Source organism: Paracoccus cavernae (assembly GCF_042430175.1).
Classification (GTDB): domain Bacteria; phylum Pseudomonadota; class Alphaproteobacteria; order Rhodobacterales; family Rhodobacteraceae; genus Paracoccus; species Paracoccus cavernae.
In genome coordinates this window covers 12,594-29,754 of record NZ_JBHMDZ010000013.1, presented here as the reverse complement: position 1 = coordinate 29,754, position 17,161 = coordinate 12,594, and the positions used below count along the sequence as shown (strand labels likewise).

At 61.2% G+C, this 17,161-nt stretch carries 24 protein-coding genes and 1 pseudogene; 15 read left to right on the top strand and 10 right to left on the bottom strand.

The genetic code is table 11. From position 1 onward, the window contains the following. The first annotated feature begins 102 nt into the window (after window positions 1–102). Together ACFFUC_RS09905 and ACFFUC_RS09900 are read left to right on the top strand one after the other, a co-directional pair. Window positions 103–459 carry a DUF3307 domain-containing protein gene (locus tag ACFFUC_RS09905; protein ID WP_377685818.1) on the top strand — a complete coding sequence of 119 codons (357 nt, stop codon included), beginning with the start codon at window positions 103–105 and terminating at the stop codon, window positions 457–459. Between the two features lie 207 nt (window positions 460–666). Continuing rightward, window positions 667–2,112: a mannose-1-phosphate guanylyltransferase/mannose-6-phosphate isomerase gene (locus ACFFUC_RS09900; RefSeq protein WP_377685817.1), complete on the top strand. Its 1,446-nt coding sequence runs from the start codon at window positions 667–669 to the stop codon at window positions 2,110–2,112. Between the two features lie 104 nt (window positions 2,113–2,216). Here the strand turns inward: ACFFUC_RS09900 and ACFFUC_RS09895 are convergent, their stop codons facing one another. Continuing rightward, window positions 2,217–3,098 (bottom strand): glycosyltransferase family protein, encoded by an 882-nt coding sequence (locus ACFFUC_RS09895; protein ID WP_377685815.1) that lies wholly within the window; start codon window positions 3,096–3,098, stop codon window positions 2,217–2,219. Between the two features lie 12 nt (window positions 3,099–3,110). Further along, complete coding sequence (locus ACFFUC_RS09890) at window positions 3,111–3,899, bottom strand: class I SAM-dependent methyltransferase (RefSeq protein ID WP_377685813.1); 789 nt, start codon at window positions 3,897–3,899, stop codon at window positions 3,111–3,113. A gap of 255 nt (window positions 3,900–4,154) precedes the next feature. Here ACFFUC_RS09890 and ACFFUC_RS09885 point away from each other — a divergent pair, with 255 nt between their 5' ends. The 4 genes from ACFFUC_RS09885 (at window position 4,155) to ACFFUC_RS09870 (ending at window position 7,237) form a co-directional block, all read left to right on the top strand. Then, on the top strand, window positions 4,155–5,525 hold the full coding sequence (locus tag ACFFUC_RS09885) for a phosphohexomutase domain-containing protein (protein ID WP_377685812.1): 1,371 nt from the start codon (window positions 4,155–4,157) through the stop codon (window positions 5,523–5,525). Window positions 5,526–5,877: 352 nt separating this feature from the next. Further along, window positions 5,878–6,309, top strand: a complete 432-nt coding sequence (rplU, locus tag ACFFUC_RS09880; RefSeq protein ID WP_377685810.1) for a 50S ribosomal protein L21 — start codon at window positions 5,878–5,880, stop codon at window positions 6,307–6,309. 5 nt (window positions 6,310–6,314) lie between these two features. Further along, on the top strand, window positions 6,315–6,587 hold the full coding sequence (gene rpmA, locus ACFFUC_RS09875) for a 50S ribosomal protein L27 (protein WP_312529088.1): 273 nt from the start codon (window positions 6,315–6,317) through the stop codon (window positions 6,585–6,587). A gap of 101 nt (window positions 6,588–6,688) precedes the next feature. Beyond that, window positions 6,689–7,237: a GNAT family N-acetyltransferase gene (locus ACFFUC_RS09870; protein ID WP_377685809.1), complete on the top strand. Its 549-nt coding sequence runs from the start codon at window positions 6,689–6,691 to the stop codon at window positions 7,235–7,237. A 99-nt stretch (window positions 7,238–7,336) separates the two neighbouring features. Here the strand turns inward: ACFFUC_RS09870 and ACFFUC_RS09865 are convergent, their stop codons facing one another. Beyond that, window positions 7,337–7,870: a hypothetical protein gene (locus tag ACFFUC_RS09865; protein WP_377685807.1), complete on the bottom strand. Its 534-nt coding sequence runs from the start codon at window positions 7,868–7,870 to the stop codon at window positions 7,337–7,339. Between the two features lie 136 nt (window positions 7,871–8,006). Here ACFFUC_RS09865 and ACFFUC_RS09860 point away from each other — a divergent pair, with 136 nt between their 5' ends. Continuing rightward, on the top strand, window positions 8,007–8,414 hold the full coding sequence (locus ACFFUC_RS09860) for a SufE family protein (protein WP_377685806.1): 408 nt from the start codon (window positions 8,007–8,009) through the stop codon (window positions 8,412–8,414). A 108-nt stretch (window positions 8,415–8,522) separates the two neighbouring features. Here ACFFUC_RS09860 and mnmA read toward each other — a convergent pair whose 3' ends face one another. Beyond that, window positions 8,523–9,692, bottom strand: coding sequence for a tRNA 2-thiouridine(34) synthase MnmA (mnmA, locus tag ACFFUC_RS09855; RefSeq protein WP_377685804.1), 1,170 nt, complete (start codon window positions 9,690–9,692; stop codon window positions 8,523–8,525). Between the two features lie 157 nt (window positions 9,693–9,849). Here mnmA and sciP point away from each other — a divergent pair, with 157 nt between their 5' ends. Both sciP and ACFFUC_RS09845 read left to right on the top strand, forming a co-directional pair. Then, the gene (sciP, locus tag ACFFUC_RS09850; RefSeq protein ID WP_377685803.1) at window positions 9,850–10,125 is read left to right on the top strand and encodes a CtrA inhibitor SciP; all 276 of its coding nucleotides are present in this window, start codon (window positions 9,850–9,852) and stop codon (window positions 10,123–10,125) included. Between the two features lie 92 nt (window positions 10,126–10,217). Further along, window positions 10,218–10,751, top strand: a pseudogene (locus ACFFUC_RS09845) (response regulator transcription factor); the annotation flags it as partial. A 33-nt stretch (window positions 10,752–10,784) separates the two neighbouring features. Here ACFFUC_RS09845 and ACFFUC_RS09840 read toward each other — a convergent pair. The 6 genes from ACFFUC_RS09840 to ACFFUC_RS20015 form a co-directional block, all read right to left on the bottom strand. Beyond that, window positions 10,785–11,813 carry a tyrosine-type recombinase/integrase gene (locus ACFFUC_RS09840; protein WP_377685800.1) on the bottom strand — a complete coding sequence of 343 codons (1,029 nt, stop codon included), beginning with the start codon at window positions 11,811–11,813 and terminating at the stop codon, window positions 10,785–10,787. Window positions 11,814–11,818: 5 nt separating this feature from the next. Continuing rightward, window positions 11,819–11,995, bottom strand: coding sequence for a hypothetical protein (locus ACFFUC_RS09835; protein WP_377685798.1), 177 nt, complete (start codon window positions 11,993–11,995; stop codon window positions 11,819–11,821). Then, the gene (locus ACFFUC_RS09830; protein WP_377685796.1) at window positions 11,992–12,255 is read right to left on the bottom strand and encodes a hypothetical protein; all 264 of its coding nucleotides are present in this window, start codon (window positions 12,253–12,255) and stop codon (window positions 11,992–11,994) included. The genes ACFFUC_RS09835 and ACFFUC_RS09830 overlap by 4 nt, the downstream gene beginning before the upstream one ends. Beyond that, the gene (locus ACFFUC_RS09825) at window positions 12,252–12,758 is read right to left on the bottom strand and encodes a hypothetical protein (RefSeq protein ID WP_377685794.1); all 507 of its coding nucleotides are present in this window, start codon (window positions 12,756–12,758) and stop codon (window positions 12,252–12,254) included. The genes ACFFUC_RS09830 and ACFFUC_RS09825 overlap by 4 nt, the downstream gene beginning before the upstream one ends. After that, complete coding sequence (locus ACFFUC_RS09820) at window positions 12,758–13,072, bottom strand: DUF2312 domain-containing protein (protein ID WP_377686154.1); 315 nt, start codon at window positions 13,070–13,072, stop codon at window positions 12,758–12,760. Before ACFFUC_RS09820 ends, ACFFUC_RS09825 begins: the two co-directional genes overlap by 1 nt. Window positions 13,073–13,210: 138 nt before the next feature. After that, on the bottom strand, window positions 13,211–13,300 hold the full coding sequence (locus ACFFUC_RS20015) for an Acb2/Tad1 domain-containing protein (RefSeq protein ID WP_446686705.1): 90 nt from the start codon (window positions 13,298–13,300) through the stop codon (window positions 13,211–13,213). A 108-nt stretch (window positions 13,301–13,408) separates the two neighbouring features. Here ACFFUC_RS20015 and ACFFUC_RS09815 point away from each other — a divergent pair, with 108 nt between their 5' ends. The 6 genes from ACFFUC_RS09815 (at window position 13,409) to ACFFUC_RS09790 (ending at window position 16,967) form a co-directional block, all read left to right on the top strand. Continuing rightward, complete coding sequence (locus ACFFUC_RS09815) at window positions 13,409–13,573, top strand: hypothetical protein (RefSeq protein ID WP_377685792.1); 165 nt, start codon at window positions 13,409–13,411, stop codon at window positions 13,571–13,573. Between the two features lie 267 nt (window positions 13,574–13,840). Continuing rightward, window positions 13,841–14,233, top strand: a complete 393-nt coding sequence (locus tag ACFFUC_RS09810) for a hypothetical protein (protein ID WP_377685791.1) — start codon at window positions 13,841–13,843, stop codon at window positions 14,231–14,233. Further along, a complete protein-coding gene (locus tag ACFFUC_RS09805) occupies window positions 14,230–14,865 on the top strand; it encodes a hypothetical protein (RefSeq protein WP_377685789.1) in 636 nt (211 codons plus the stop codon). Before ACFFUC_RS09810 ends, ACFFUC_RS09805 begins: the two co-directional genes overlap by 4 nt. Before the next feature lie 175 nt (window positions 14,866–15,040). Further along, window positions 15,041–15,616 (top strand): hypothetical protein, encoded by a 576-nt coding sequence (locus ACFFUC_RS09800; RefSeq protein ID WP_377685788.1) that lies wholly within the window; start codon window positions 15,041–15,043, stop codon window positions 15,614–15,616. Further along, the gene (locus ACFFUC_RS09795) at window positions 15,609–16,325 is read left to right on the top strand and encodes a hypothetical protein (RefSeq protein WP_377685787.1); all 717 of its coding nucleotides are present in this window, start codon (window positions 15,609–15,611) and stop codon (window positions 16,323–16,325) included. Before ACFFUC_RS09800 ends, ACFFUC_RS09795 begins: the two co-directional genes overlap by 8 nt. A gap of 192 nt (window positions 16,326–16,517) precedes the next feature. Continuing rightward, entirely contained in the window at window positions 16,518–16,967 is a 450-nt protein-coding gene (locus tag ACFFUC_RS09790; protein WP_377685785.1) for a universal stress protein, read from the top strand. Window positions 16,968–17,161 lie beyond the last annotated feature (194 nt).

Below are 17,161 nucleotides of genomic sequence, written 5' to 3'. Positions count from 1 at the left end.
GATCCTCCTGCAGCGCCCCCCCGCGTGCTGCCCGCTTGGCTTCACCCAGCTGTCGTTTGCCTTTCCGATGCCGCTTGCCGCCAAAATCTGCGGGATGTGCCCATGAGCCCCTTCGGCCTGATCGAGACCTTCGGGCTTTTGCTCTTTGCCCATATGCTCGCCGATTATCCGCTTCAGGGCGAATTTCTCGCCAAAGCCAAGAACCGCTTCGCGCCTGTCCCCGGTGTGCCGTGGTATCAGGCGATGGCCGCGCATTCGGTGATCCACGGCGGAATGGTCGGGCTGGTAACCGGCAGCCTCTGGCTCGGGCTGGCGGAAACCGTGATCCACGCGATGATCGACGATCTCAAATGCGGCAACCGGATCAGCTATAATCAGGACCAAACCTTGCATCTTCTGTGCAAATTGTTCTGGCTCGGCCTGATGGCCGCGGGCGTCGGAGGTTGGGGCGCGCTTTGAGCGCGGCCTTGCGTCGGCAATGCGGTGCCGCGCGGGGCGGGCGTTCCCGAATGCACGATCAGCGGGCACGGGCGCTGCGGCCTGTCGGATACGGAACGCCCTGAAATCCATCGCTCTTTACGGGCTTGGCAAGGGTTGGCTTGCAAAGGGGGGGAGACTGGGGTTTAGCTGTCTAACAGTAACGATCCCAACCAAGTAGCCCCGCGCATGAGCAATTTTCGGAACGTAACCCCGGTTCTTCTGTCCGGTGGTTCGGGCACCCGCCTCTGGCCGCTGTCCCGCAAGTCCTATCCCAAGCAATTCACCAAGATTCTTGGGGATGTCACCTTGTTCCAGCAGGCGGCGCTCCGCTTTGCCGAAAGCTCGGCCGAGCTTGCCTTTGCGCGGCCGCTGATCGTGACCGGCAGCGATTTCCGCTTTGTCGTGACCGAGCAGTTGGTCGAGGTTGGTGTCGATCCCGGCGCGGTGCTGATCGAGCCCGAGCCGCGCAATACCGCCCCTGCGGTTCTTGCGGCTGCGCTCCATCTCGAAAAGCAGGACGCCGATGCGGTCCTGCTGATCGCCCCCTCCGATCACGTCATTCCCGATGCACAGGCCTTCCGCGCGGCGGTGGCGCGCGGGTTGAGCGCGGTTGCCGCGGGCAAGATCGTGACTTTCGGCATCACTCCCGACCGGCCCGAGACCGGCTACGGTTATCTCGAACTGGCGAGCGTGCCGGACGGGTCGGGCGCGCCGCTCGATCTGAGCCGTTTCGTCGAAAAGCCCGAGGCGGAACGGGCGCAAGCCATGCTCGCCTCCGGCAATTACCTGTGGAATGCGGGGATTTTTCTTGCGCGTGCGGGCGATCTGATTGCGGCCTATCGCGCCTTTGCGCCGGAGTTGCTGGCGCCGGTCGAACAATCGCTGGATCAGGCGCAGGCCGATCTGGGTTTCCTGCGGCTCGAGCCCAAGGCTTTCGCACAGGCCCCCTCGATTTCCGTCGATTACGCGGTGATGGAGAAGGCACCCAACCTCGCGGTCGTGCCCTTCGCTGCGGGCTGGTCGGATCTGGGCGGCTGGGACGCGGTTTGGCGCGAGCAGGGCCCCGATGCGTCCGGCGTCGCGCGGCACGGGCCGGCGGAGGCGATCGATTGCTCGGATACGCTGCTGCGTTCGGAGGCAGAGGGGCAGGTCGTGGTCGGCATCGGGCTCGAGAATATGATCGTCGTTGCCATGCCTGATGCGGTTCTGGTCGCGGCCAAGAACCGAGCGCAAGACGTCAAGAAGGCGGTCGATCTGCTCAAGCTCAAGGGTGCGCGTCAGGCGGAGACCTTGCCCCGCGATTACCGTCCTTGGGGCTGGTACGAGACGCTTGTTCTCGGCGCGCGCTTTCAGGTCAAGCGCATCGTCGTCCACCCCGGCGCGGCATTGTCCTTGCAAAGCCACCACCACCGCTCCGAACATTGGATCGTGGTCGAGGGGACTGCACGGGTCACCGTCGACGAGGATGTGCGTCTGATCAGTGAAAACCAGTCGGTCTATATCCCGCTCGGCGCGGTGCACCGTATGGAAAATCCGGGCAAGGTTCCGATGGTTCTGATCGAGGTCCAGACGGGCACCTATCTCGGCGAGGATGACATCATCCGCTATGAGGATTTCTATCACCGGAGCTGAAGCGATCGCCTTAGCCCAAAAACGAATAAGCCGCGGGAGGGATCCCCGCGGCTTTTTCGCTTCCGGCCACGCATTTGCGCTCTTTCAAGCTTGGGGGCCGCGTCTCAGATCAGCCCGATGAAGCGTTCGGGCAGGGGATGCAATGTGCCGTCGGCGAACCACGAGATGCGGTACTTGCCGTTGGCGCCGCCGACGAAGGACGCCAGAATGCGCTCGCGCAGATGGCTGAAATCAAAGGCGCCCTCGTCGGACTTGATCCTCATGCGCAGGAAGCTGTTCGAGACGATGACATAGGTCGCCTCCGACCAGCTCCAGCTGCCGGCTCCGATGATCACCTCGTTGCCCGCCTCGTCGTCGAAGCGGAACTTCAACCGTTCGCGATGCCGGTTGCGGTGAAAGTTGTAGTCGAACCATTTGAGGTGGAACGTATAAAGGTGGGGGTCGAGGTGGATCTTGTTATGGCTCGATCCATGCCCGTCCGGCCCCCAGACGATCGGAACCGAGGTGATGTTGGGCTTGGTGTACCAGCCGTTGCAGCGCAGGAAACGGCGCTGCGCGAACATGCCGCGCGCGTAATCGTAATCGCTTTCGAGATCGGTGCGGTGGATGACCTCCAATCCCAACGGCGTCACCACCTTTTGCTTCTTGGGGATCGCATCGATATAGCCGGTCAGATCCGAGCCCATAAGCGGGTCGAGCATGACGATTTCGTCGACATCGTTCCAGATGACGCGGTCATAGGAAGCCGTCAGCTCGGAGCAGAACTGGCTGAGATAGACGAAGCGGTCCTGATCGAGACGCGGGTTGCGGGGGTCGCGCTCGATCTCGATGATATTGCAGCCCTTGGCCATTTCATGGGCATAGGGCTGGGGGCCGTGGGTCACGACATAGATATGTTCGGGCTGGGTGTATTTCAGATAGTGGCGCAGCCAGATTTCGAGAAAGAAGGCGTCGTTATAGACCATGGTGACGAAGGCGATGGACATGGCGCGCTTTCGTCAATGGGGCAGCAAAAGGGCGCCATGGTTGCCGAGCCTGACGAATTCGTAACCGAGCGGCTCCATGAACTCTTTGATTTCGGTGGCATCGCGTCCGGAAAGATTGACGAGGACGGGCGGGCGCTGGTCGCGCAGGGTCGCCTCGGCTCCTTTGAGGGAATAGATTTTCGCACCCGGAATATCGAGGTTGATCAGCCCTAGATCCGTCAGGCCGAGCGCGTCGATCGTGGTTGCGGAGATCTTTCCCGAATCGCGGCGCAGATAGCTGGTGTCGGCCAGTCTTTCGTGCCGCGTGGCCGACTTCTGCATCACGGAAGTTCCGTCGTCGATGACCGCCTTGAGCAAGGTGACGGGGCAACCCTCGGGATTGGCGGCAATGGTGCGGCCCAGATGTTTTTGCATCATGGCTTGCGGCTCGACCATAAGGAGCTGCGAGGGCTCCAGAAAACGGCGCGTGATCAGGCCCTGCAGGCCGGTGAAAGCGCCGATATCGAGCAGGGCCTTGCCCGCAAGCGAAGGGATCAGATCGAAAAGCTGGGTATAAAGCATCGGATCGGGCGCGGCATGGCGGCTCGCGATCTTGAATTGATAGTTTTCGAAAGCGGCCCAGGGCAGGGCGATTTCAAAGGCCTCATCCTCGTGAAAGACCGCGCAGGTACCGGCGACCGGATTGGACATCAGGGCGATTTGCTGGTCGAGCCGGTCCAGAAGACGTCTCGCCCGATCGAAATGGTCATCGGGAATGACGATCTCTTCGGTATCCGTCACGGCGTGCAGTGGCGCTTTCATGTCCTGTCTCCCGATCGTTCGAAACGGATGATCCCGTCGTGCATGTTCAGGATAGCGCGCATGTCACCGAAGGGTTTAATTGGGTCAAATTTAAGCCACTTAAAGTTGTGCTGTGCTCTTTCGGCATCTTGTCGTGATGACGGCTTTCCTGATGGCCGCGACGGGGCGGATAAATGGACGCAGGGGCCGCAAGCTGTTATCACGGCGGCGACATCCCGGGGCGGGATGGCAGGACTGGTGATAAAAGGTGCATCGATGACGGAACTGACCGCTTTCAAGGCCTATGACATCCGCGGACGTCTCGGCGACAACCTCGATGCAGGGATCGCCTATCGGATCGGACGGGGTTTCGTTCGGGCTCTGGGGGCCAAACGCGTTGTTCTGGGCCGCGATATCCGTGCCTCCTCGGACGAGCTTGCGGCCGCGGTCGCGCAGGCGGTGATCGACGAGGGTGCGGAGCTGCTCGATCTCGGTCTTTGCGGTGCCGAAGAGATGTATTTCGCGACCAGCCATTTCGATGCCGATGGCGGGATCGAGGTCACCGCCTCGCATAATCCCATGGATTACAACGGCATGAAGATGGTGCGCGCAGGCTCGGCCCCGCTCGGCAGCGAAAGCGGTCTGGCCGAGATCAAGGCTCTGGCCGAGGCCGACGATTTCGGTCCCGCGCGCCCGGGCGGCAGCCGCCGCGATGTCGGCGCACAATCGCGCGCGGCCTATGTCGAGCGGGTGCTCTCTTTTGTCGATATCGCGGCATTGCGGCCGCTGCGCATTCTGGTCAATGCAGGCAATGGCGCGGCGGGTCCGACGTTTGACGCTTTGGCCGAGGCCCTTGCGGCCAAAGGCGCGCCCTTCGAGTTCATCCGCATGCATCACGAGCCCGACGGCAGCTTTCCGAACGGCATTCCGAACCCGCTTCTGGACGAAAACCAGCCTGTCACCGCCGAGGCGGTTCTGGCCCATGGCGCCGATCTCGGCGTGGCTTGGGACGGCGACTTCGACCGCTGTTTCTTCTTTGACGAGAAAGGCGGCTTCATCGCGGGCGAATATATCGTCGGCCTGCTGGCTGCGGCCTTCGTCCAGCGCGAGCCGGGGGCGAAGATCGTCCATGATCCGCGCGTGATCTGGAACACGCGCGACATCGTCGAAAAGGCCGGCGGCATCGCCATTCAGGCGCGCACGGGTCACGCTTTCCTCAAGGCGGCCCTGCGCGAATACGACGCGGTATATGGCGGCGAGATGTCGGCGCACCACTATTTCCGCGATTTCATGTCCTGCGATAGCGGCATGATTCCCTGGTTGATGGTTGTCGAGCTGATGGGTCGCAATGGTCATGCCTTGTCCGAACTCGTGGCCGAGCGTCGCGCGGCTTTCCCCTCGTCGGGCGAGATCAATTTCGTGATCGAGGATGTCGCCGCCGCTCGCGCCCGCGTCGAGGCGCACTTTGCCCCCGAGGCGCTGTCGCGCGACGAGATGGACGGGCTGTCGCTGGCTTTCGCGCAGTGGCGCTTCAACCTGCGCGCCTCGAACACCGAGCCGGTTTTGCGTCTCAATGTCGAAGCGCGCGGCGATGCCGTGCTGTTGGCGCAAAAAGTGGCCGAGTTGAAGGCGCTGATCACCGCATAAGGATCTATATCGCAGGGCGGCGGGGCCCGACGTCCCGCCGCCTTGCGAGCACATGCCCTTGACCTCGTGGCGCGGCTTGGGCAAAAGCCTGCATGGAGCAGGGGCCTTTAGGCCGAAAACCGTGCTCTGCCGCCGTTTCGGCACCCCCCGTTATCGGGCATATCCGCGAATTTGATTGACTGAATGGCCCGAATCCGGCATGAGGAGCGGGACTCGCCCGACGTTCCGCGTCGGGACGGTCGTTTATTTTCAATTCACCCTCCCCAGGGTGCGCTGTCCGAAGGCGGGGCTTGCCCCGAAACATCCATCCCGTGATGGGGGCCAAAGGACGCGGAGAGGTAAGGAAAGACCAATGTTCGCAGTTCTCAAGACTGGCGGCAAACAGTACCGGGTTCAGGCCGGTGATGTGCTGCGCGTCGAAAAACTCGCTGCAGAAGCTGGTGACAAAATCCAGTTCAACGATGTTCTGATGATCGGTTCGACCGTCGGTGCACCCTTCGTTGCTGGTGCTGCCGTCCAGGCCGACGTGATCGACACGATCAAAGCCGACAAGGTCATCACCTTCGTCAAGCGCCGCCGCAAGCACAGCTCGCAGCGCACGCGTGGTCACCGTCAGCAACTGACGCTGGTCCGCATCACCGAGCTGCTGGAAAAAGGCGCCGAGAAATCGGACGTCAAAGCGGCAATCGGTGCACGCACCGCTGGTTCGGCTGCTGCTGCCGCCGCCGTTGCTGAAAAGCCCGCCAAGGCTGCAAAGCCGGCGAAAGAAGCTAAGAAGGACTAAGCACCATGGCACATAAAAAAGCAGGCGGTTCATCCCGCAACGGTCGCGACTCCGCCGGTCGCCGTCTTGGTGTGAAGCTCTACGGTGGCCAAGCCGCCGTTGCAGGCAACATCATCGTTCGTCAGCGCGGCACCACCTGGTGGGCCGGCCAGAACGTCGGCATGGGCCGCGATCACACCCTGTTTGCTCTGACCGATGGCCAGATCAAATTCCACAAGGGTCTGAAGGGTCGCACCTTCATTTCTGTGCTCCCGGCCAATCTCGAGGCTGCCGAGTAAGCCGATTGTAACACATCAGTGTTAGGGGGGATCGGCGCAAGCCGGTCCCCTTGTCGTTTCCGGGGGCGGTACCTAGTTAATTTAAAAGGGGAGTGAGGAAGATGCAGGATTTGATCGAAGCGCCTTTGCGTCCGCAGATAGAGATTCGGACCGAGCGTTTCCTGCTGCGACCCTTGCGGAAATCCGATGCGGGGCTGATTGCGCATTACACTGCGGACAAACGTGTCGCCGAAGGTACGCGTTCGATTCCCCATCCGTTGCCGCCCGGCGCGGCAGAGGCCTATGTCGCGCGCGCCATGGCCGACAATCGTGACGAGGATGTCTGGGCGATCGACGGCAGCGACAGCAATCTTGCCGAGCTTCTGGGGATCGTGTCCTTGACCCGTCTCGAGGATCAGCGCTCCGAACTGGGCTTCTGGATCGGCCCGGGCTTCTGGAACACCGGCTTTGCGACCGAAGCGGTCGAAGGTCTCGTCAGCGCCAATCCCCATCATGACCGCACCTTCTTTGCCGAGGCATTTCAGGACAGCCCGAGCTCTGCCCGCGTTCTGACCAATTGCGGCTTCGCCTATCTCGGCGATGCGGAAAGCTGGTCGGTTGCGCGTGACGCGCGTGTGCCGACCTGGACCTATCTGCGCAAAATGGGCTGAGCAGACGGCGCGCGCCGTCCGATGGACCGCCACAGACCGGAAATGCAAAACGGGGCCGCGATCATCGCAGGCCCCGTTTTCATTGTCTCGGGCAACCGGTCAGCGCCGCGAGATGCTGACCGAGTTGTTGGCGCCCGTAATCACGACCTGACGCAGCCCCGACAATGCCTCGTGCGAGAAGGTCATGGCAACGGTCGCCGTATCGCTGCGCGGATCGGCGGGCGCGCTTGCCTCGAATGTATTGGCCAAAGGCGGCAGGCCGACCAGACGCAGGCGCAGCACGCCGTTTTCGTCGGGGCGGATGCGGCCTTCGGGCATCGGCACTTCGGTGATCAGCTTCATCGCCCACCAGCCCTTGGTCCTCGGCAGGGCGGTGACGGTCAGCATGCCGCCCTCGTAAAGCGGCTCCCATTTCGCGCCGGTGATCTGGGCGACGGGAAGGCGGTTGTCGGCATTCTCCGTCGGATAGCCGCCCTCGGGATCGAGGGTCGAGGGCGCTTCCGAGCTGCCGCCGAACCAGCCGAGAGGATTGAGGCCGCTGCTGGCGCTTCCCGCGCTGCCGCTGCCGGAGCCGCCACAACCCGCAAGAACGAGCGCCGCCGTCGTCAAAAGACCGAAAGTTATTGTCCGCATCAAAGGGTTTCCCGTCTCTGGCCCTCGTTACTTTGCGCTATTGATAGGGGAAGTAGGCGCTGCGGGAAAGCCTCTTTGACCTTGGCGCTCAGGCGCGCTATCCCGCCTGCGGCAGTTTTGCGAAAGGAGGCCGAAAATGGCCACTCCGGCATTTGAAGAGATCGCGGAAACCTTCGATTTTCTGGATGATTGGGAAGACCGTTATCGCCATGTGATCGAATTGGGCAAAGCCATGCCCGCGATGGATCCCGCTTTGCATGTTCCCGCGACCAAGGTCGAGGGCTGCGCGAGCCAGGTCTGGATCCTTCCCAAGGTGGAAAACGGGCGTTTCGATTTTCAGGGCGACAGCGATGCGCTGATCGTGCGCGGCCTCGTTGCGGTTTTGCACGCGCTCTATTCGGGGGTGCCGGTCAAGGAGGTTCTCGCGATCGACGCGCCGGCCGAACTGGCGCGGCTCGGGCTGAACGACCATCTGTCGGCGCAGCGCTCCAACGGGTTGCGCGCCATGGTCGAGCGCATCCGCCGCATCGCGAGCGAGGCGTAAGCCCGCGCCTGCCTTCTTTGACGGATCGGCGGGCGGGTGCTTGGGCGCACCGACACAAAAGGGCGGCCCTTCGGCCGCCCTTTGATCATTGGGGTAGGGGGTTCGCGTTTAGCCGCCGCGGCGGTGCGAGATCCAGCCGCCGCCCAGAACCCGCGTGCTGTCTTGTTCATAAAAGACGCAGGCCTGACCAGGGCTGACGCCTTCTTCGGCATCGAGCAATTCGATCTCGGCGCGCCCCTTGCCCGTCGCGCGCAGGATCGCCGGCCGCGGCGGGCGGGTCGAGCGGATGCGCACGTTCAGGGCAATCTCGCCCTCGAACGGGATGTCGCCCAACCAATTGACCTCGGTCACCGGCACGATTTTCGTCTTCAGCGCCTCTTTCGGGCCCACGATGACGCGGCGCGCATCGGGGTCGAGCTTCACCACATAAAGCGGATCGCCCAGTCCGCCGATGCCGAGGCCGCGGCGCTGGCCGATGGTGTAGTGGATGACGCCGCGATGCTCGCCCAGAACATTGCCCTCGAGGTCGACGATCTCGCCCGGATCGGCCGAGCCGGGGCGCAGTTTTTCGATGACGCTTGCGTAATTGCCGTTCGGCACGAAGCAGATGTCCTGGCTATCGGGCTTGTCGGCGATCGAGAGACCGAATTGCGTCGCCATGGCGCGGGTCTCGGCCTTGCTCGCAAGCCCGCCGAGCGGGAAGCGCAAAAAGGCGAGTTGCTCGGGCGTGGTCGAAAACAGGAAGTAGCTTTGGTCGCGATGCGGATCGGCCGCCATATGCAGCTCGGCACCGTTCGGCCCCATTTCGCGGCGAATGTAGTGGCCGGTCGCCATGCAGTCGGCATCGAGATCCTTGGCCGTTTCCAGCAGATCGCGGAATTTTACGCGTTCGTTGCAGCGGATGCAGGGCACGGGAGTCGCGCCGGCCAGATAGGCGTCTGCGAATTCCTCGATCACGGATTCGCGGAATTTGTTCTCGTAATCGAGGACGTAATGCGGAAAGCCGATGCGTTCGGCCACGCGGCGCGCGTCATGGATGTCCTGACCCGCGCAACATGCACCCTTTTTCGCCAGCGCCGCGCCATGGTCGTAAAGCTGCAGCGTCACGCCGATGACGTCGTAGCCTTCGGCCGCCAGATGGGCCGCGACGACAGAGCTGTCGACGCCGCCCGACATCGCAACCACCACCCGCGTCTGCGAGGGAGGCTTGGCGAAACCCAAAGAGTTCAAGGGCGCATCCTGCGCGGTATCGGGCAGGGTCGAGGTCGACAGTGTCATGGATCATCCTTTCGCAACGCTCAGGAGCATCGCTTTCCCGAAGAAATAGGGAAAACGCTATCTATTCTCAAGGGCCGCGGCCTGCAATGGCCCAGGGAATTTCACCGCGAATTAAGACGAAGCGGGCAAAACAGCGGTATCGAGAACAGGTGGTATCATGTTTCTGAGAAAAAGTACGGGCCCGCGCACGGTCAGTTTGCCCGATGGCCGCATCCTTACTCTGGCCGATCTGCCGGCGGCGGCCACGCGCTGGGTCGCCAGCCGCAAGGCCACGGTTGCCGAGGCTGTGGAATACGGCCTCTTGTCGCGGGAGGATGCCTTGGCGCGCTACGGCTTGTCCGAAGAAGAGCTCGACAGTTGGGTATCGGCAATAAGGGCGCATGGTAAAAATGCATTAAAAGTCACGCGAATACAAAATTATAGACAACCATAGATTGTATTGCTGTACTCTTAACCGACGGTAACGGGAAATTAACCTCTTGCGCCGATAGTCAGCGCTAGACCGAACAGTTTGAGGACAGTCACATGCGTATCCTGCTTGTCGAAGATGATCCGACTACCGCCCGCAGCATTGAAATGATCCTGACGTCTGCGAATTACAACGTATACCGGACCGATATGGGCGAAGAGGGGATCGATCTCGCCAAACTTTACGATTACGATTTGATCATTCTGGACCTCGACCTACCCGATATGCACGGGATGGAGGTTTTGCGTCAGCTGCGCATGTCGCGGATCGACACGCCGATCCTGATTTTGACCGGCTCGGACGATACCGAAAGCAAGCTGCGCGGCTTCGGCTTCGGGGCCGACGACTATATGACCAAGCCCTTCCATCGCGAAGAGATGATTACGCGCATTCAGGCGATCATCCGGCGCTCGAAAGGGCATAGCCACTCTGTCATCCGCACCGGCGACATCATTGTCGATCTTGACGCCCGTTCGGTCGAGGTCAATGGCGCGCCGGTCAAGCTCACCGGCAAGGAATACCAGATCCTCGAGCTTTTCAGCCTGCGCAAGGGCACGACCTTGACCAAGGAGATGTTCCTGAATCATGTTAAATTTCGCACAATGCATTGATATTTATGTAAATTATTTTTTGGTGCAATTAGGTGGTGCAATGTTCTCCTGTTTTTCTCGCGCGGATTGGGCTTCTTGTGCTCGCGCCTTCTGCGCTGCGGCTCCGGCATAGTGATGCACCATGGCGCTGGATTTATGCCCCGTGATCGCCATGACGTGCTCGGTCGTCATTCCTGGGAGTGCAGCGATTTCCGACGCGGCAGAGTGTCTCAACGAGTGGATGTCCCAAGCCTCTGCCTGGACGACTTCGAGCTTCCGCGTATCCATGATCCACTTCCACGCGAGATTGTATCCGACCGATCGCCCGTTTTCTTGTGAAACGATCGTCAAGCCGCGCTTGGGTGTGCGTGAAAGTGTTTGTGAGAGTGTTCTTGTCAGGGGCACGTAAAGAAGCGCACCGGTTTTCGACTGCTTCACGGCAATTCCTGCGCCGTCCAGGTCGGACCAACGCATTTTCAGCACATCAGCGATTCGCTGGCCGGTGCCCAGTAAAAGATCGAAGACCAATAGTGCTTGTGGATCGGCCGCTTTGCGAAACGCTTCGATCTTTTCGACAGGCCATGGCTGACGGGGAGGGCGGGTCCCCTTGAGTTGCATCACTCCTTGGGCGACGTTTCTATCGAGCCAGCCGATCCTGATGCCATGGGTAAGTAAGGTCGCTAATGCGCCGACTTTACGGTTCGCATCGGTCGGGGTTGCTTTCAGGCTGTCGCGCATCTCGTAGACATGAACGGTCCTCAGTGTCGTAGGGTCAATGTGGCCGATTTTCTCTTCCAGATATCGGAAATGCCGAGAGTAGCCTATGCGTGTGTGCTTCGAGAGTGTGGGCCAACGGTCACTTTCAATATACTTAGTGATTAGCCCTTTTACCGTTCGGTTCGGGGCTGCGGGGCGGCCCTTCATCAACAGTAGAGCATATTCCGCGTGAAATTCGGCGGTTCCCGGCTCAGCATGGATGCGATGGTTCTTCCCGAATCGATAGAAGTAGACGTGTTTGTTGCGCCCCCGCCGATAGACGTACTTGGGCAATTCTTTCTTCAAGGATTTCACCATTTAATGAGGTCAATGGGCTGAACCGAGCCTTCGGGCTCGTGCTTGTATCCATCGAATGTCAGCAAGATTTTGGAGCCGTGAATCTGAGCTGAGGTAACTTTCTTGCCTCTGCGTTCGCAGACGCTGAGCAGTTCCTCCAAGCGCTCGCTCGTTTTTTGCATACCCATCATCCAGCCCTCCTCTTGTCGTTCACCGGATCCTCCGGAAAGCAGACCGCGCAGGGTACAAGTGCCTCAAAGGCCCAGTCGTCCGTCCCATGCTCTCGACAGAACGCACACGCGGGATCCGGCCCCAAGGCGCGGCTGATTTGGCGGATCGCCTCTTCGTTGGTGTGGGCAACGCCGCCACAGCCGCTCTCTTCATGCGCCCAGGTGCGCGCGCCGCTTGGGTGGTCGCTTTCCACAACAGTGACGCCGCGGTGGGTCTTCATGCGGTACCACCTTCCTTCATGGAGGGAATGTGCTCGTCCTTACCGCATACGGTGAAAATGGACGGATAGCAGGTTCCGCCGCCGTCCAGCCGTGTCTTGACCTGCCATTGACGGATGGTGTGGCGGATCGCGGCTTCGAGGGCGCCAAGCTCAACGTGGCTGCAGCTCGAGAGGAAGCTTTCGTGATCCTCCCCTTGGAGATCTTCGAAGTGACAATCGACCTCCTCGCTGAACCGCTCGAGATCGAATGCGGCGGCGAGGTCGATCTCGTCCTGTCGAGCCTGGACAATGTGGAAGCCATCGCCGTCGTCATAATCTTTATGACCGATCTCGATGGCCTCGTCGCGGGTGGCTGCATGGCATGAGAAGCTCTCTTCATCATGGCCCATCCACCAAAGCTCGTCGCCGCGCTTGAGCGGCGGTTGGCCTTCCATGTCGGCGGCGTATTTTTCGCGGGCGGCGGCGCGCGCGGCTTCACGCTTGACGGCGTAATCGTTAGACATCAGATCATCCCTAATGCTGCTTTGTACATTTCGAGAATGGCCTCTTCCTCGGCCACATCGTCCTTGTCGCGCTTGCGCAGCGCGATGACCTTGCGCATCACCTTGGTGTCGTAGCCGCGGGCTCTGGCCTCAGCCATCAGCTCCTTTTGCTGCGAAGAGATGTCCTTCTTCTCCGCGTCCAGCTGTTCGAACTGCTCGATAAACTGCCGCAACTCTTCAGCGGCGATGCCATAGGTGTTGTCGCTCTGTTGTTTGTCTTCGGCCGTCTCCTTCACGGGCGGGGCCTTGCGGCGTTTCCGGTCGGCGCTGCGCATGATGTCTGTGCCGTCGCTTCCTGTCGGTGGCGGCAGCCTGTCCGGCATGCCGTCGAAGCTGTTTTGAATGTCCATGTCTCGATCCCTCCATCGCTGGCGCTCGGGATGCCGGCCCGCGCGGGGCCGGTCACCGGAGCGTCAGGCGGTGATGTAGCGCACGGCACGCATCACGGCGTCCTCGAGGTGGGTGTTGGCCAGAGAGAGATCGCGCGAGGCCAAACGTCCCATGCCAGTCCGTTTGATGGGCGGGGCCGGTCGCACGGCAGCCGTCGCCGCAATCACGGCGCGCTCGGCCGACTCGAGCCTAAGGTTTTTCGGCGTCGTTGGTCGTTGCTCGTGATCAACAGCTTTCAGACCAAAGAGCTGTGCGCCGTGCATTTCAGCGTGACCTTCCAGACCTCGTGCAATTGGTTCGATGGTCTGTGCACCCCTACAGGCGATGTTGTGGATTTCGCTGCGCAATCGCTGCCGAACTACGCCGACATCATGTGGGGCGACTGACATGACGCGTTTTCAGGATCCATCGGGCAGGGATGATGCGGGGCGGCAGTGCCTGGCTGAAACCTTGTCGGGGATGCGTCGCCCGCGTGGATATCATCATGGCGCGATCTCCGGACCCTGCGGCTGGCCCATCCGAGAGGCGGCTGAAAGCCGTCGGGGCACCCATTCACCGAAGCCTGCCTCACGGTGACGTCTGAGGGGCGGTCTCTGCTCGGCCGCCCCGCATTTTTAGAAACAAGCGCGAATGCGCAAGGGACAGGTGATGATATGACGCTCTCGGTGAATGATGCTGGGCGGGTGCCGCGCGTGCAGACCGGTCCGGCCCCCGAGGCCTATATTTGGCGCGGGAAGACCTATTTCGGCATGCGCACGGTCGCGCGGGCGGCGGGGGTGACCTCCTCGACGGTCGCCTATCATCTCGGCCGCCACGGCCATCTCGATCTTCTCGGGGAAGGCAGCGGCTCGGCACGCGGCAAGGTGGCGGTGGCCAAGCCGGTTTCTCTTTGCGGGCGGCATTGGCCCTCCATTGCGGCTTTCGCGGCCGATCTCGGTGTCCATTATCGCACGGCGTTTGTCTGGCTGCGGGACAATCGCGCCGATCTGGCGTTCGCCCGACTGATGCTGGCCGATGCCGGCAAGGCAAAGGTAGGTGCGGCATGAGCACTCAGATACGCAGTCTCCAGCCCGTGTCGATCGACGATCTGCCGGACTATCCGCTTACGGTCGAGGATCGCCTCGATAGCCATTATTTCGTACCTTGGGAGCGGCGGCGCTGGCTCAACTCCGATATGCGCCTGCGAGGCACGCCGGAATGCCGCGCGCTGTTCTTTGATCTGATCAACATCTCCTATGATCAGGCACCGGTCGGCACCTTGCCCAATGATCACGAGCTGCTTGCCAAGCTCTTGATGGTCGATGCCGGTCATTTCTCACAGCTTTGTCGGCTCGAATTCGGGCCGCTGCACAAATGGCACCTCGTGCACTGTGGCGAGGAGGTCCGCCTCGCACATCCGATGGTGCTGCGCACGCTGCAGGAAGCGATCGCACGCCGCGAGGATAACCGTGCGAAGAATGACGCCGCCAATGTCGCCAAGCGGATCCAGCGCCTGCGCATCACCCTGACCGCCTACAACAAGGACATCGGCGCCAATGATGCGGCGGTGCGCTGGATCGACGAATGGATGGTCCATGAGGGCTGCGAATACCGTTCGGCGACTTGGGTCGAGCGCGGCATGGGCGCGTGGATGAACCATAGCTTTTCTTTGTCGCGGAGTGCTGGACGCTCTGTCTGACACTGTCCAACTTTGTCCGAAGGACAGTTCAGGACAGTCTCGGACACTCTCGGACTGTCCGGCACGACAGGGACAGAGACAAAGAAAATGAAAAGAGAAAGACAAAGGCCAATCCCGCGACACGGCAGCGGGGACGCCTGTGGATAAGTCGGAAGGGCTGAGAAAAGGGACAGAGATGAACAGCGAAGAACAGGCGCAGGGTGAAAAGAGGGTCATGCAGCTGCTGGTCGATCCGCTGAGGAGGCGCGGGCTGGCCAAGCGTGCGGTGCTGACGGTCGCGGCCTTCGAGGCGGAGGTCGACAATCTCTGCCAGCGCTTGGCCTATATGTCGGATGCGAGCCTGATGGCGCTGGAAGAGCATGCGGCTGCTCGGCCGAGCGGGAAAGAGCGGGACCGGTTTCCGGTGGGGAATGAGATCTTGAATTGGGCGGCGGATATCCAGCCTCCGAGCGATAGCGCCTCGCCTTTGATCTGTGCGGTCTTCGCTCATGCCTGTGGTCAGTCGGCGATCTCGGAGGGCTGGGCCCCTGAGCTGTTGCAGCACCTTCGCAAAAACCGGAGCTGGCCGAGCAACTGGACGCTCAGCACAATCCGCGACGGAGCCGCCAGAGACGTGCGACGTCTTCAGGATCTCGAAGGCCGACTGGCGCGAGAGGGCGAGCTTGCGCCACCGGAGCGCGACTGGCGGGAACGGAGGATCGCGGCGCTCGATCGGTGTCGGGCCATGGGAAAGGGGCAGCAGCATGGATAACGCAGCATATCAGAAGATGGCTGCAGCGCGGGCCCTTGACGAGCGGACGCGCCTTGATGCGGTGCTCGCGCGGGCCACGCCGATCGAGGGCTGTGGCCCGTTGATCCCGATCGCGCCGGCGCGCGGGCCGCAGGTCGTGGTGACGCCGCGGCGCATGGTGCCGGATGAGAACGACAAGACTGGGTGGCGGAGCGAGGAAACGGGTTGGCGCGGCTTCAAGGCGGTTCGTGTCGCGGATGTGTTCGACGATCTCGCGCGCCGTGCGGCTGCCCGAGGCGAGGCCGGCCCGTTCACGGGGCGACAGGTCGATGTCGCGCGGCTCTACCGCACATTGGTCGAGCGCCATGACGCGGGCGGGGTCCGCTGCATTGGATTGGAGACGCGGGTCGGTGGCGGTGCGTCGGGCGGTGGTGAGTTCATCGACGCGTTCATTGATGCCGGTCGCCAGATCGAGCGGTTTCGGCAGCGCATCGGTTCTGGGATTGCGATGTCGGTGCGACGTGTCAGACCCTCGGCGCGCGGAGGCGCCACGGCGGGGCTCATCTTGGATCGCGTGCTGGTCGATGCGATTTGCCTGCAGGACAAGAGCTTTCGCCGCGTTTTGGAGGATCACGGCTGGGCCTATAAGGGAGCGCATGCACAGGTCCTAATCAACGCGTTGGGCCTGTCCTTGAACCGTATGGCAGGCGCTGTGTTTAAATCCTCTTGACGGCTTAAGTCCCACCCGAGTATCAATCTCAATAATATCTACACGTGTGCCCGAAGGAGAAATCCTTGCGGGCACTTTTCGTGAGATAGGGTTGGCTCCTGTGTTATGACTTGGCGTCCAGCGTGCTAGGCCGATAATGCACAGCGGTTCGCGATACTTGCGTGTTATTCTGTCCTAAAGGGAGGAATAGCCATGTTCACAAGAATCGTCACCGTCACTGATGGGTCAGAGAGATGCCTTCACGCTGTAGAGACGGCTGCAAGGCTCGCGATACGGCTCGGCTCTAGGTTGTCAATTATTTCTGTCTCGGAGGCGATGGTTCCAGTTGCAGCCTCGGAAGGTTACTTTGTCGAAGCGGATCTCGCGAGTATGAGGAGGGCAGCGCTCGTTCGCGAGAGTGACCGACTGGCCGCCTCAATGACCATTGCAAAGAATTTGGGTGTGCCTGAGACATTCCTTCACGGTGAGGTTTGCGAAGAAAGTGATGTAGCCTCTGCGGTACTGACGGCCGCCGATCGAATGCGGGCAGAGCTGATTGTTATCGGCTCGCGAGGTCGACACAGCCTTGCCCGGGCCTTTCTGGGCAGTCCGACTGCGGATGTCATTGCGAAAACCTCAATACCGGTCTTGGTTGTCAAATAGGCGGCAACCTAAGTTCACTTCGACATGGAGCGCTGCGTGCATCCTTTGAGCCGCTCGCCGCGCATGACGTGTTCTCATGGTTCTATGGTTAACTCGCCGTAGGTTGCGTGCGAAACTTCGTCTACCGTGATGGTGCCGGAGTAAACGCCCTCAAGGATTGTGCGTTTTCTCTTCTGGATTTGGATACGTTTTTC